At 70.5% G+C, this 13,642-nt stretch carries 11 protein-coding genes; 5 read left to right on the top strand and 6 right to left on the bottom strand.

Annotation, left to right across the window (positions count from 1 at the left end; genetic code table 11):
• Positions 1 to 356 precede the first annotated feature (356 nt).
• Positions 357 to 1,253: an NADase-type glycan-binding domain-containing protein gene (locus tag ACWC2B_RS12350; protein ID WP_450716410.1), complete on the top strand. Its 897-nt coding sequence runs from the start codon at positions 357 to 359 to the stop codon at positions 1,251 to 1,253.
• 335 nt (positions 1,254 to 1,588) lie between these two features.
• On the opposite strand, the gene aspS is transcribed toward ACWC2B_RS12350, so the two are convergent.
• The gene (gene aspS, locus ACWC2B_RS12345; RefSeq protein WP_399484915.1) at positions 1,589 to 3,355 is read right to left on the bottom strand and encodes an aspartate--tRNA ligase; all 1,767 of its coding nucleotides are present in this window, start codon (positions 3,353 to 3,355) and stop codon (positions 1,589 to 1,591) included.
• 213 nt (positions 3,356 to 3,568) lie between these two features.
• On the opposite strand from aspS, the gene ACWC2B_RS12340 reads away from it, so the two are divergent.
• Positions 3,569 to 5,746 carry an ATP-binding SpoIIE family protein phosphatase gene (locus ACWC2B_RS12340; protein WP_450716409.1) on the top strand — a complete coding sequence of 726 codons (2,178 nt, stop codon included), beginning with the start codon at positions 3,569 to 3,571 and terminating at the stop codon, positions 5,744 to 5,746.
• Here ACWC2B_RS12340 and ACWC2B_RS12335 read toward each other — a convergent pair.
• The 5 genes from ACWC2B_RS12335 to ACWC2B_RS12315 all read right to left on the bottom strand — a co-directional run bounded on the left by ACWC2B_RS12335 (position 5,680) and on the right by ACWC2B_RS12315 (position 9,644).
• Complete coding sequence (locus tag ACWC2B_RS12335; RefSeq protein WP_450716408.1) at positions 5,680 to 6,774, bottom strand: AI-2E family transporter; 1,095 nt, start codon at positions 6,772 to 6,774, stop codon at positions 5,680 to 5,682. The genes ACWC2B_RS12340 and ACWC2B_RS12335 overlap by 67 nt on opposite strands.
• Before the next feature lie 112 nt (positions 6,775 to 6,886).
• Positions 6,887 to 7,843 (bottom strand): pirin family protein, encoded by a 957-nt coding sequence (locus ACWC2B_RS12330; RefSeq protein ID WP_450716407.1) that lies wholly within the window; start codon positions 7,841 to 7,843, stop codon positions 6,887 to 6,889.
• A 161-nt stretch (positions 7,844 to 8,004) separates the two neighbouring features.
• On the bottom strand, positions 8,005 to 8,475 hold the full coding sequence (locus ACWC2B_RS12325) for an SseB family protein (RefSeq protein WP_450716406.1): 471 nt from the start codon (positions 8,473 to 8,475) through the stop codon (positions 8,005 to 8,007).
• Between the two features lie 43 nt (positions 8,476 to 8,518).
• Positions 8,519 to 8,812 (bottom strand): DUF397 domain-containing protein, encoded by a 294-nt coding sequence (locus ACWC2B_RS12320; protein ID WP_450716405.1) that lies wholly within the window; start codon positions 8,810 to 8,812, stop codon positions 8,519 to 8,521.
• On the bottom strand, positions 8,793 to 9,644 hold the full coding sequence (locus ACWC2B_RS12315) for a helix-turn-helix domain-containing protein (RefSeq protein ID WP_450716404.1): 852 nt from the start codon (positions 9,642 to 9,644) through the stop codon (positions 8,793 to 8,795). The genes ACWC2B_RS12320 and ACWC2B_RS12315 overlap by 20 nt, the downstream gene beginning before the upstream one ends.
• A gap of 116 nt (positions 9,645 to 9,760) precedes the next feature.
• Here ACWC2B_RS12315 and ACWC2B_RS12310 point away from each other — a divergent pair, with 116 nt between their 5' ends.
• The 3 genes from ACWC2B_RS12310 to ACWC2B_RS12300 all read left to right on the top strand — a co-directional run bounded on the left by ACWC2B_RS12310 (position 9,761) and on the right by ACWC2B_RS12300 (position 13,634).
• Positions 9,761 to 9,997, top strand: a complete 237-nt coding sequence (locus ACWC2B_RS12310) for a hypothetical protein (protein WP_450716403.1) — start codon at positions 9,761 to 9,763, stop codon at positions 9,995 to 9,997.
• Between the two features lie 115 nt (positions 9,998 to 10,112).
• Positions 10,113 to 11,948 carry an acyl-CoA dehydrogenase gene (locus ACWC2B_RS12305; RefSeq protein WP_450716402.1) on the top strand — a complete coding sequence of 612 codons (1,836 nt, stop codon included), beginning with the start codon at positions 10,113 to 10,115 and terminating at the stop codon, positions 11,946 to 11,948.
• Between the two features lie 390 nt (positions 11,949 to 12,338).
• On the top strand, positions 12,339 to 13,634 hold the full coding sequence (locus tag ACWC2B_RS12300; protein WP_450716401.1) for a M18 family aminopeptidase: 1,296 nt from the start codon (positions 12,339 to 12,341) through the stop codon (positions 13,632 to 13,634).
• Positions 13,635 to 13,642 lie beyond the last annotated feature (8 nt).

Genomic DNA, 13,642 nt, shown 5'->3' with positions numbered 1-13,642 from the left:
GCCAATCGTTCTGCGACTCCTGCGGAGCCTTCCTCCGCTGGACCGCCCCGACGACCCCGCCGAGCCCGTCGGCAGACCGGACCCCTTCGGGGGATGCGACCCCGGGTGCGCCTTCAGGCGCTGCGACCCCGGGCACGCCTTCGGGCAACGCCGCGCCCAAGCCGTCGGGGGATGCCGCCCCGGCCGCCTCCGCAGCGGGCGCGGCTCCCTCGGGTGATGCCCCCGCTGCGGGCGCAACCGCGCCGCATGACACCCCCGCTGCCGGAACCCCGGACACCGCGCCCGGCCCCGCCGCACCGGAAGCGAACCCCGCCCCGGCCGCGGCCCCGGAAGCCGCGACAACCCCCATCCCCGCCGTGGCGGCCGACGAGGGCAACACCACCCCCCTCCCCGAGGCAAGGGCAACTTCGGCGACAGACGCGGCAAGGGCCCTCCTCGTCCCCGTACAGGAACCAAGCGCAGCCCAGCCCCCCGGCGCCCCGGGAACGGTCCTCCCCGGCCGCCCCGAGGCAGCCCGCCCCAAGGTCCGCACGGCCACCCCCACCCCCGCCCCGGAAAACGGCACCCCGTGCCCGGCCTGCGGCACCCCGAACCACCAGCACCGCAACTTCTGCCGAAGCTGCGCGACCCAGCTGACCCCGCGCCGCGAGGACAACGCGACGGGCCCGTACGCGGGCCAGCGTCCCCCGCTGCACAGGGACAGGAAGCGCTGGATAGCAAGGGCGCTGATAGCAACGGCGGTTGTGGCGGTAGTGGTTGGAGGGGTCATAGGCGGCCCGCCGGCGGCACGGGCGGTCCAGGACCACTTCGCCAAGCGGGTGGCCGTACACCCGACGGCATGGGCGGCATCCCACTCGGACCCACAGCACAAGGCGGAACTGGCGGGCGACAGCTACTCCAACACGTGGTGGGGCACGGGCTACGCGAACGACGCGGCGGGCACGTACCTGGAAGCGACGTTCGGCCAGCCGACCGACCTCCTCGCCCTGCTGATCACCCCGGGCACGTCGAAGCGCCAGGGCCAGCAGTCGGAACAGGCCCGCCCCCAGGAGTTCGACCTGGTGGTGACCGACTCCAGCGGCAAGCAGCACACGTCGCACCGCTCCATCAACGACGGCGGAGTGCAACGCATAGACGTCCGCGTACGAGACGCGGCCTCGGTCCGCATCATCCTGCGCTCGGCGTTCGGCGCGGCGAAGGACAAGCAGGTGGCGATAGCAGAGGTGGAGTTCTTCGCCCGCTCGAAGAACTGAGGGCACGAACTCAGCGGCCCGGGAGGCCATGACCTCCGCAGCGCCCCCGGGCTCCCTACACCCGGGGGCGCTGCTGTACAGGGAGCGCACGAAGCACATCCCCCTACATGGAGGCGATCGCCGCATGGGGGCCGCACCAGGGCCAAGCTCGAAGCGGGAAGCCCCAAGGCAGGGGTACAGGCGCAGCCCCCCGCCGGGTCCGGGGCGGAGCCCCGGGAAGCCCCCTCCCCCTCACCCCCTGAGGGTCTCGGGAAGGGGCGGGGTGGGGAAACAAACCAACCCCCCGAGCCGAAGCCCAGGGGGTTGGGAAGGGGCAACGCCCCTTATGGAAATGCCTACTTCTCCGACACCGGCTTGCGCAGCGCGATGTTCAGCTCGCGCAGGCGCGACTCGTCCAGCTCCGTCGGCGCGCCCATCATCAGGTCCTGCGCGTTGCCGTTCAGCGGGAACGCGATGGTCTCCCGGATGTTCGGCTCGTCCGCGAGCAGCATCACCATGCGGTCGACGCCCGGCGCGATGCCGCCGTGCGGCGGGGCGCCGAGGCGGAACGCCTTGAGCATGCCGCCGAACTCGCGCTCCACGGTCTCCCGGTCGTACCCCGCGATCTCGAACGCCTTGAACATGATGTCGGGCTCGTGGTTACGGATCGCGCCCGACGACAGCTCGATGCCGTTGCAGACGATGTCGTACTGCCAGCCCAGGACGTCCAGCGGGTCCTGGGTCTCCAGGGCCTCCAGACCGCCCTGCGGCATGGAGAAGGGGTTGTGCGAGAAGTCGATCTTGCCGGTCTCCTCGTCCTTCTCGTACATCGGGAAGTCGACGATCCAGCAGAAGCGGAACACGCCCTCCTCGAAGTGCCCGGCCCGCTTGGCGGCCTCGACGCGTACGCCCGACATGATCTTGGAGACCTCGTCGAACTCACCCGCGCCGAAGAACACCGCGTGCCCGGGGACGAGGCCGAGGCGCTCGGTGAGCACCTTGACGTTCTCGTCGGTCAGGAACTTCGCGATCGGACCGGACAGCGAACCGTCCTCGCCGACCCGCACCCATGCCAGGCCCTGCGCGCCGAGCGAGACGGCGTACTCGCCGAGCCCGTCGAAGAACTTCCGGGACTGGCCGGCCACGTCCGGCACCGGGAGCGCCCGCACGTGCTTGCCGGCGAACGCCTTGAACTCCGAGCCCTCGAACACGTCGGTGATGTCGGCGAGTTCGAGCTTGGCGCGCAGGTCGGGCTTGTCGTTGCCGTACTTGAGCATCGACTCGCGGAACGGGATGCGGGGGAAGGGGGAGGTGACGTGACGGCCGCCGCCGAACTCCTCGAAGAGTTCCGTCATCAGCTTCTCGATGGGCTGGAAGACGTCCTCCTGCTCCACGAAGCTCATCTCGACGTCGAGCTGGTAGAACTCGCCCGGCGAGCGGTCCGCACGGGCGTCCTCGTCGCGGAAGCAGGGCGCGATCTGGAAGTACCGGTCGAAGCCGGAGATCATCAGGAGCTGCTTGAACTGCTGCGGGGCCTGCGGCAGCGCGTAGAACTTGCCCGGGTTCAGACGGGACGGGACCACGAAGTCACGCGCACCCTCGGGGGAGGTCGCCGCCAGGATCGGGGTGGCCATCTCGTTGAAGCCCAGCGCGACCATCTTCGAGCGGATCGAGGCGATCACGGCGCTGCGCAGCATGATGTTGCGGTGCATGCGCTCGCGGCGCAGGTCCAGGAAGCGGTACTCCAGGCGCCGCTCCTCGTTCACGCCGTCCTCGGCGTTGATCGTGAAGGGCAGCGGGGCGGCGGCGCCGAGCACCTCGACCTCGCCGACCTCGATCTCGATCTCGCCGGTCGCCAGCTCACCGTTCACGTTCTCGGCGCCGCGCGAGACGACCTTGCCGTCGACGCGTACGACGGTCTCCTTGGACAGCTTGTCCAGGGCCTCCGCGCCGGCCGTGCCGGGCCTGGCGACCAGCTGCGTGATGCCGTAGTGGTCCCGCAGGTCGATGAAGAGAATGCCGCCCAGGTCTCGGCGATTGTGCAGCCAGCCGCTCAGCCGGACGTCGCTGCCGACGTCGGAGGCGCGGAGCTCACCGCAGGTGTGGGACCGGTACCGGTGCATCATTCATCCAATTCTTCGCGAACCGTGGCCGCGATCTTCGCGAGATTCTTCGCGAGACAGGCGGGAATCAACCAGTCCAGGTTACCGCCCGGTGCTGGGGCCCATTTCTCCGTGGCGACCGAGACTCCTACCGGTGCGACCGGTCGTCTTCTCAGTGCGGCCCCATCCTCTTCACGGTGGCGGCCGGTCCTCGGATCTTCTTAAATAGGGGCAATGCGCACAGAGGACGTCCTGGCCGCGATCGCGACTGGCCTGTGGCGCTGGGACAACGCATCCGGGACGGTCACCCTCGACGCGGAGGCCGCCCGGCTACTCGGTCTGCCCGCGCAGCCGGCCACCCTGAGCGAGTCGGCCGTACGCTCCCGCTTCCACCCCGTCGACTGGAACGAGGTCGACGGCATCGTGAACCTCGCCCTGGCCGAGGGCACCCTCGCCGAGGTCCGGCTGCGGATCATGGACGAGCACGGGCACGTCCTGCGCACCGTACGCAGCCGCTCCAAGCCCATGATCAGCGGCGACGACTTCCTCCTGATCGGCACCATCCAGGAGGTCGCCGAGCCGCAGCCCGGCACCACCGCCGCCCACCCCTCCATCACCGGCGACTGGCGGCGCTCGCGCGAGGCCTTCCTCCTCGACGCCGGCCGTGCGCTCGCCGAGGCCCGCTCCACCGCCGAGGTGCTCAGGGTCGCCGCCTCGCTCTCCATGCCGGGCTTCTCGCCGGACGGCCTCGCCGTCTTCGGGGTGGCCGGCGAGCGGCTGACGATCATCGGGCACCACGGGCACAACCCCGGGGACGACGGGCCGTTCGCGGACATGGCGCTCGACATGGACTATCCGGCCGCCGACGTCGTACGCAACGGACGGGCGATCTATCTGCCCACCCCGCAGGAGTACCGGCGCCGCTTCCCCGCCACCTGGCCGCTGGCCCAGCGCTTCGACCGCCAGTCGTGGGCGTTCGTCCCGCTGATCGTCGCGGGGCGCACGATCGGCGCCTGGATGGCGGCGTTCAAGAACCCCGTCGCCTTCACCCCCGACGAGCGCTCGGTCCTCACCACCGTCGCCCGCATGCTGGCGCAGGCCCTGGCCAGGGCGGGCGAGGCCGAGAACGAGCGCGAGCTCTCGCTCGGCCTCCAGCGCTCGATGATGCCGACGCTCGGCCCGGAGATCCCCGGCATGACGGTGGCCGCCCGCTACGTCCCGACCGGCGGCGGCCTCCAGGTCGGCGGCGACTGGTACGACATGATCCCGCTGCCCGGCTCCCGTACGGGGACCGGCGCAGGCCGGTTCGCCCTGGTCATCGGCGACGTGCAGGGCCACGACGTGCGGGCCGCGGGCCTGATGGGCCAGTTGCGCATCGCGCTCAGGGCGTACGCGAGCGAGGGCCACAGCCCCGACGCGGTCCTCTCCCGCGCCTCCCGCTTCCTGTACGGGATCACCGAGTCGTACGGGGTGCCCGACCCCCACGGCGACGGGTACGAGGACTACGCGCCGCGCTTCGCCACCTGCCTGTACATCGAGGTCGACCCGGCCACCGGCACCCTCGACATCGCCCGGGCCGGCCACCCCGACCCGGTGATCCGCACCGCCGACGGCACCGCCCTGATCCGCCCCACCGCGGGCGGCCTCCCGCTGGGCATCGAGGCCGACTCCGACTACCCCACGACCCGGCTCGTCCTCGACCCCGACGAGACGATCATGATCTGTACGGACGGCCTGATCGAGACCGGCGGCCACGACATGGCCAGCGGCTGGACACGGCTGCGGCCGGTCCTGGAGAAGCACACCGGCGACAGCCTGGAACAGCTCGCCGACGAACTCGTCCAGGCCGTGCACGGCCCCTCCTCGCACCACACCACGGGCCCTCTGGTCGACCGCCGCGAGGACGACATCGCGCTGCTGCTGCTCCGCCGCAACGTCACGGGTGGCGCCGGGGCGGCCCCGCCCACCCCGGTCCGCCGCACCGCGCTGACCGTCGCCCAGACCGAACCGGAGCGGATCGCGGGCGCCCGCAAGCAACTGCGCGAGCTCCTGCACGACTGGGCGGACGAGGAGCAGGTCGACTCGGCGGTCCTGATGATCTCCGAGATGGTCACCAACGTCCTGGTCCACACCGACGGCGACGCACTGCTCGTGGCGGAGGCGAGGGGCCCGCTCGGCACCCGCCGCCTGCGCGTCGAGGTGGCCGACGCCAGCGACGAACTCCCGCACCGGCGCCGCCCCGGCGAGATGGCCTCCAGTGGCCGCGGCCTGATCCTGATGGAGATGCTGGCGGACGCGTGGGGGGTCGACCCGAGGGGCGACGGGAAGTCGATCTGGTTCGAGCTCTACGAGACGGGTGGGGAGGGTGCGGCGGGCGGCCCGGCGGGCTCCGGCGGCCCGTCCGCGGAGTAGCGCTTCCGCAGCTCCCCGAGCACCGCGAAGGCCGCCGCCGCGACCGGCACCGCGAGCAGCATCCCGATCAGCCCCGCGACACTGGCGCCCGCGGTCAGCGCGATCATGATCATCGCGGGGTGCATCTGGACGGTGCGGCTCTGGATGACGGGCTGCAGGATGTGCCCTTCGAGCTGCTGCACGGCGAGGACGATCCCGAGCGTCCACAGCGCGATGCCGAACCCGCGGTCGGCGAGCGCGACGAGCACGGCGACGGCCCCGGAGACGAAGGCGCCGAGGTAGGGGATGTACGCCCCGATGAAGACGAGCGCGCCGAGCCCGATGGCGCCGGGCACCCGCAGAATCACCAGCCCCGACGTGATGCATACGGCATCGATGAACGCGATGATCGTGGTCCCCCGCATGAACCCTTCGACCGCCTCGAAGGCGCGGCGGGCCATGGCCTCGACGGTGTCGCCGGCGCCGCGCGGGGCGAGGGAGTGGGCGAGGCCGACGGCCCGGTCGGAGTCCTTGAGGAAGAAGAAGGTGAGCAGGAGCGCGAGCACGCTGGTGGCGAGGAGCGAGCCGAGCAGGCTGAGCCCTTCGAGCAGCCCGCTGGCCGCGCCCGCCCCGAACTTGGAAAGCAGCCGCTTGGCGTTGTCGGCGAGGTTGGTGACGCCGTCCCCGCCGGCCACCCCGAAGTGATCGGCCACCCACTGCCCGGCCTGCTTGAGCGAGGCGACGATCTGGTCCCCGGTGTCGATGAGCGCACTGACCACGACGTACCCGGCCCCGCCGACGACCCCCACCAGCGCCACGCAGGTGATCGCGGCGGCGAGCGACCGCTTCAGCTTCATCCGGATCAGCCACCGGTGCACGGGCCCGAGCAGCGCGGTCCCGAGCAGGGCGAGCAGCACGGGGGTGACGGCGGTCTTGAACACGATGCAGAGCCAGGCGCCGACGCCCACGACCCCGGCGACGAGCAGCACGAGCACGCACCACGCGCCGAGCCGCCGGGCAGGTTCGGGGAGCAGGGTGCGTGTGTCCACCCTGCCAGCGGACCACGGGACGTCCGGGGTCGCGCGGGGTACGGTCCGCCCGGGTGACGCGGCGTCAGTTACACCAGCCGCACCGGCGCACCGGGGTGCGCCGGGACCGGGGTTACATGCCGTGGACCGCCGGGATCGTGCCGAGCCGGCCCTTCTGGAAGTCCTCGAAGGCCTGCTCCAGTTCGGCCCGCGTGTTCATGACGAACGGGCCGTAGTGGGCCATCGGCTCGCGGATCGGGCGGCCGCCGAGCAGCACGACCTCCAGGTCGGGCGCGTGGGAGTCCTGGCGGGAGTCGGCCCGTACGGTCAGCGAGCCACCGTCCCCGAACACCGCGGTCTGGCCCATGTGGACGGGCCTCCCCTCGGTCCCCACGGAGCCGCGCCCGGCCAGCACGTAAGCGAGCCCGTTGAAGTCGGAGCGCCACGGCAGCGTGACGGACGCGCCCGGCCGCAGCGTGGCGTGCACCATCGTGATCGGGGTGTGCGTGATGCCCGGCCCCTCGTGCCCGTCGAGCGAGCCCGCGATGACCCGGAGCAGCGCGCCCCCGTCCTCGGAGGTGAGCAGCTGGACCTGGCCGCCCCGGATGTCCTGGTAGCGGGGGTCCTTCATCTTGTCGGCGGCCGGCAGGTTGACCCACAGCTGGAGCCCGTGGAAGAGCCCGCCGGACATGACGAGCGACTCCGGCGGCGCCTCGATGTGCAGCAGCCCGGAGCCCGCCGTCATCCACTGGGTGTCGCCGTCGGTGATGGTGCCGCCGCCACCGTTGGAGTCCTGGTGCACGAAAGTGCCGTCGAGCAGGTACGTGACCGTCTCGAAGCCGCGGTGCGGGTGCCACGGGGTGCCCTTGGGCTCGCCCGGCGCGTACTCCACCTCACCCATCTGGTCCATCATGATGAACGGGTCGAGGTACTTGTAGTTGATCCCGGCGAACGCGCGGCGCACCGGGAATCCCTCCCCCTCGAACCCCTGGGGCGCGGTGGTCACGGCAAGAACGGGCCGCGCCGAGGCTCCCTCCGGCGCGGATACGCGCGGCAGGGTCAGCGGGTTTTCGACGGTCACAGCAGGCATGGGACGGCCCTCCTTGCGGGGATGCTCTGCATCCAAAGTAGTTGAATGGTGAACATCCTGCAAGGCGGTCCCATTCCCGCCCGGCCCCGGACGCACTTCGGGCCCGCACCCCAAGGGGTACGGGCCCGAAAGCGAGGCCGTTCAGTCGTTCAAAGGGCGGGCTATCCGTACATCCGCCGCATCGCGAAGTCGACCATCTGCTCCACGGCCTTCGCGTCGAAGACCATCCGGTGGTCGCCCTCCATGTCGAGCACGAAGCCGTACCCGGTGGGCAGCAGGTCGATGACCTCGGCGCCGGTGATGACGAAGTACTTCGACTCCTTGCCCGCGTACCGGCGCAGCTCCTTGAGCGAGGTGAACATCGGGATGACCGGCTGCTGGGTGTTGTGCAGCGCCAGGAACCCGGGGTTGTCGCCGCGCGGGCAGTACACCTTGGACGAGGCGAAGATCTGCTGGAAGTCCTCGGCCGAGAGCGACCCGGTCGTGAACGCCCGCACCGCGTCGGCCAGCGAGGGCGGCGACGGCTCGGGGTACAGCGGCTGCTCCCCGTACCCACCCTGCATCTGCTGCTGGGGCGGGGCGTACTGCTGCTGGGCGCCGGGTCCGCCTGCGTGCTGGTCGTAGCCGTACATGGCGCCCAGCCTACCGACGCGGGGTGCCGCCGAACACCGCGTCTCAGGCGCGAAGCGCCGCGCCCTTGACCGCCTCGACGAAGGGCGCCCAGGCGCTGGCTGCGATGATCAGCGCGGGCCCGCCCGTGACCTTGCTGTCCCGGACGGGGACAACTCCGGGGAGGTTGTCGGCGACCTCGACGCAGTCACCGCCGGTGGCGTTGCTGTACGTGCTCTTGCGCCAGCGGGCCGCGCCAAGGAAACCCTCGGCCACCTCGACGCACTCGCCGCCTGTGCCGTTGCTGTAGCTGCTCTTGCGCCAGAACGCCCCGGTCAAATCAACATCGCTGCTTGCCATTTCGGAAGTCCTCTGCCGTCTTTTCGATCATGGCGAGGGACGCCTGGGGGGACAGAGCGGCGGCCCTGAGCAGATCGTACGACCTCCGGTATTGCTTCACGAGGGCCGGATAGTCGACGAGTTGACCGCTGTGCAGGCCCTCCATGTAGGCAACGGGGGGCGCATCAGGGAAAGTCATCACCCTGGCAGTCCCCATCATGAACGGATGGGAAGCGACTGTTTCCGGCACGATCTGCAAAATGCCGCGCGTAGCGTGGATCACCTCGGCGATGTGCTCCAGCAGTTCGGCCATCTGCAACGGCGGCAGCACCCGCCGCCGGACCACCGACTCATCGAGGATCGCCCAGAACTCCGGAGGCTGGTCCTGCTCGAAGAGCGAGACCCGTGCCATGCGGGCCGACACCTTCTCCTCGACCTCATCGCCAGCGGCGCGGGGCATCGCCGCCCGCACGATCGCCCTTGCGTACTCCGGGGTTTGCAACAGCCCCGGCACCAGCATGGGCGCCCACTCCTCAATGGTCTCCGACCCTCGCTCCATCTCCGCAACATCAGCGAAGTACTCCGCATGTCCGGACTGCTTCGCCCGGCGGGCGTCTTCACAGCGGCGCTGGAAAAAGCCGTCCGTGCCGAGGCGCTCGTCCACGTGCTTCGCCAGATCCAGCGGCATACGGCGCTCGCCGCGCTCGATCTGGCTCAGGAACGGCACGCCGCGGAAGCTGCCCTCGGCCAGTTGCTCAAGCGTGAGGCCCGCCGCCTCGCGCTTGTAGCGCAGCTCCGCACCGTAGAAGGACGGCACGTTCGCCGACGCGTCCGTGTCCTTGCGAGGGGGCACAACTCACCACCGCCATTTGCCAGTTGCCGGGTGTAACGCGAACCACTTCCGAAGGTAAAGGACTCGGCGCCACTCTGTGAGGAGTTCGTCACACACCGCACTCACAGGAGGCGTCCATGACCGCGTCCACCCCCCTCCCCTCCCGCCAGGACGACACGTACAAGGTCGTCATGGAGCTGCGGGCCGCGCTCGCCGGGCACGGGATCACGCTGCCCTCGCTCGGGCGGGACTTCGGCACGCCCCCGCTCGTGCTGCTCGGGAACTGCAATACGGCCACCGCGCGGGCGCTCACGGCGGCGCTGGGGGGCTCGCCCCACCGGGAGCACCCGGCCCAGCGGAGTTTCTCTGCCTGACGCGTCACAGTTCTCGGCCAAAGGTTGCGCGTTATTACCGGTGGGTAGCATCATCGGAGGTACTGACCTACTTGCTGGTAGATGTAACCGACACCCTGCTTACGGAGCCGTCGCCATGGGGCACTACAAGTCGAATCTCCGCGACATCGAGTTCAACCTCTTCGAGGTGCTCGGACGCGACAAGCTGTACGGCACCGGCCCGTTCGGGGAGATGGACGTCGACACCGCCAAGTCGATCCTGGAGGAGATAGCCCGTCTCGCCGAGAACGAGCTGGCCGACTCCTTCGCGGACGCCGACCGCAACCCGCCGGTCTTCGACCCGGCGACCAACACCGCGCCGGTCCCGGAGTCCTTCAAGAGCTCGTACAAGGCGTTCATGGACTCCGAGTACTGGCGCCTGGGCCTGCCCGAGGAGATCGGCGGCACCGTTTCGCCGCGCTCCCTGATCTGGGCGTACGCGGAGCTGCTCCTCGGCTCGAACCCGGCGATCTGGATGTACTCCTCGGGCCCGGCGTTCGCCGGCATCCTCTTCGCCGAGGGCAACGAGGCGCAGAAGAAGGTCGCCGAGATCGCGGTCGAGAAGCGCTGGGGCTCCACGATGGTGCTGACCGAGCCGGACGCCGGTTCGGACGTCGGCGCCGGCCGCACCAAGGCCGTCGAGCAGCCGGACGGCTCCTGGCACATCGAGGGCGTGAAGCGCTTCATCACGTCCGGTGAGCACGACATGGAGGAGAACATCCTCCACTACGTCCTCGCCCGCCCCGAGGGCCACGGCCCGGGCACCAAGGGCCTGTCGCTCTTCCTGGTCCCCAAGTTCCACTTCGACTGGGAGACCGGCGAGCTGGGCGAGCGCAACGGCGTGTACGCGACGAACGTCGAGCACAAGATGGGCCTGAAGGCGTCCAACACGTGCGAGATGACGTTCGGCGACCAGCACCCCGCCAAGGGCTGGCTGATCGGCGACAAGCACGACGGCATCCGCCAGATGTTCATGATCATCGAGTTCGCCCGCATGATGGTCGGCACGAAGGCCATCGCGACGCTGTCGACGGGCTACCTGAACGCGCTTGAGTACGCCAAGGAGCGCGTCCAGGGCAGCGACCTCTCGCAGTTCATGGACAAGACCGCGCCGAAGGTGACGATCACTCACCACCCGGACGTACGGCGTTCGTTGATGACGCAGAAGGCGTACGCGGAGGGCATGCGCTCGCTCGTCCTCTACACCGCCGCCGTCCAGGACGCGATCCAGGTGAAGGAGGCGGCGGGCGAGGACGCGAAGTCCCTGATCGGCCTGAACGACCTCCTGCTGCCCATCGTGAAGGGCTACGGCTCGGAGAAGTCGTACGAGAAGCTGTCGTCCGAGTCGCTGCAGACCTTCGGCGGCTCCGGGTACCTCCAGGAGTACCCGATCGAGCAGTACATCCGTGACGCCAAGATCGACACGCTGTACGAGGGCACGACGGCGATCCAGGGCCAGGACTTCTTCTTCCGGAAGATCGTCCGTGACCAGGGTGCCGCGCTGAACACCCTCTCCGAGGAGATCAAGAAGTTCCTCGCCGAGCAGAACGGCAACGAGGCGCTGGGCGGCGCGCTCGACGCCCTCGCCAAGGCGGCCGTCGACCTGGAGGCGATCGTCGGCACGATGATCACCGACCTGACGGCGACCGGTGAGGACGTCAAGAACATCTACAAGGTGGGCCTCAACACGACCCGCCTGCTGATGGCTTCGGGCGACGTGGTGGTCGGCTACCTGCTCCTCAAGGGTGCGGCTGTCGCGGCCGAGAAGCTGTCCTCGGCGTCCGTCTCGGCGAAGGACGTCCCCTTCTACACCGGCAAGGTCGCGGCCGCGAAGTTCTTCGCCGCGAACGTTCTGCCGGGTGTCGGTACGGCGCGTGCGCTGGCCGAGACGGTGGACGGCTCGCTGATGGAGCTGGACGAGGCGGCGTTCTAGCCCACGCGGTACCGGGGGCTCGGGGTGGTCGGACCCCGGGCCCCTTTCCGCATGCCCGGAAGGGGCCCCCTTCCCGTGCCCGGAAGCCTCTGTTCCGCGTGTGCGGGGGAGCAGGGTTTTCCGTACGGGGAGGCACGGGTTCGGCTGCGGACCGTACGTGGTGCTCGCGCAGTTCCCCGCGCCCCTAACTGCCTCTGTGCTGGCCAGCACAGAGGCATTTCAGCCCGTCCGGCGTTTGAGGACGAGCGCCCTTGAGGCGCGAACGGGGTCTGGGGCGCAGCCCCAGGGGCGGACCCCAACTCCTTGCACGGGCGGGTGGGTGGGCAAGCCCCCTGGGGGTCCGGGGCGGAGCCCCGGGGAGCGGGGGTGCGGCGCCGCTAGGGTGGCCGCATGAGCACACCGCCCCGCTTCGACCGCGGCCACACCGACGACCTGATGACCTTCCTCGCGGCGAGCCCGTCGCAGTACCACGCCGTGGCCAACGCGGCCGCACGCCTGGAGAAGGCCGGGTTCCGGCAGGTCCAGGAGACGGACGCCTGGGACGGCACGCACGGCGGGAAGTACGTGCTGCGCGGCGGCGCCATCGTGGCCTGGTACGTCCCCGAGGACGCCCAGCCCCACACCCCGTACCGGATCGTCGGCGCCCACACCGACTCCCCGAACCTGCGCGTGAAGCCGCAGCCCGACTCGGGGGCGTACGGCTGGCGGCAGGTCGCCGTCGAGGTCTATGGCGGGACGCTGCTCAACACCTGGCTCGACCGCGACCTCGGCATCGCCGGCCGCCTCACCCTGAGGGACGGCAGCCACCGCCTGGTCAACGTGGACCGCCCCCTCCTGCGCGTACCGCAGCTGGCCGTGCACCTGGACCGCTCGGTCAACACCGACGGGCTCAAGCTCGACCGCCAGCGCCACCTCCAGCCGATCTGGGGCCTCGGCGACGACGTACAGGAAGGCGACCTGATCCGCTTCCTGGAGCAGGAGGCCGAGCTCGACGAGGGCGAGGTGGCCGGCTGGGACCTGATGCTGCACTCCGTCGAGCCGCCCGCCTACCTGGGCCGCGACCGGGAGCTGGTGGCCGGGCCCCGCATGGACAACCTGCTCTCCGTGCACGCCGGGGCGGCCGCCCTCGCCGCGGTGTCCGGCTCCGAAGACCTCCCCTTCATCCCCGTGTTCGCCGCCTTCGACCACGAGGAGGACGGCTCACAGGCCGACACCGGAGCCGACGGCCCGCTGCTCGGCAACGTCATGGAACGCTCGGTGTTCGCCCGCGGCGGCACCTACGAGGACCGCGCCCGCGCCTTCGCGGGAACGATCTGCCTCTCCTCCGACACCGGCCACGCCGTGCACCCCAACTACGCCGAGCGGCACGACCCCACGCACCACCCGCGCGCCAACGGCGGCCCCATCCTCAAGGTCAACGTGAACGCCCGGTACGCCACCGACGGCGCCGGCCGCGCCGTGTTCGCGGCGGCCTGCGAGCGCGCCGGGGTGCCGTGGCAGACCTTCGTCTCCAACAACGCGATGCCCTGCGGCACGACGATCGGCCCGATCACCGCGGCCCGGCACGGTATCCAGACCGTCGACATCGGTGTGGCCATCCTGTCGATGCACAGCGCCCGCGAACTGTGCGGCGCCGACGACCCGCACCTGCTCGCGAACGCCCTGACCGCCTTCCTGGCAGCCTGAACCACCGC

This window comes from Streptomyces sp. NPDC001415 (genome assembly GCF_053597395.1).
Note: the sequence above shows the minus strand (reverse complement) of the source record. Positions and strands in the feature narration are given on the sequence as shown.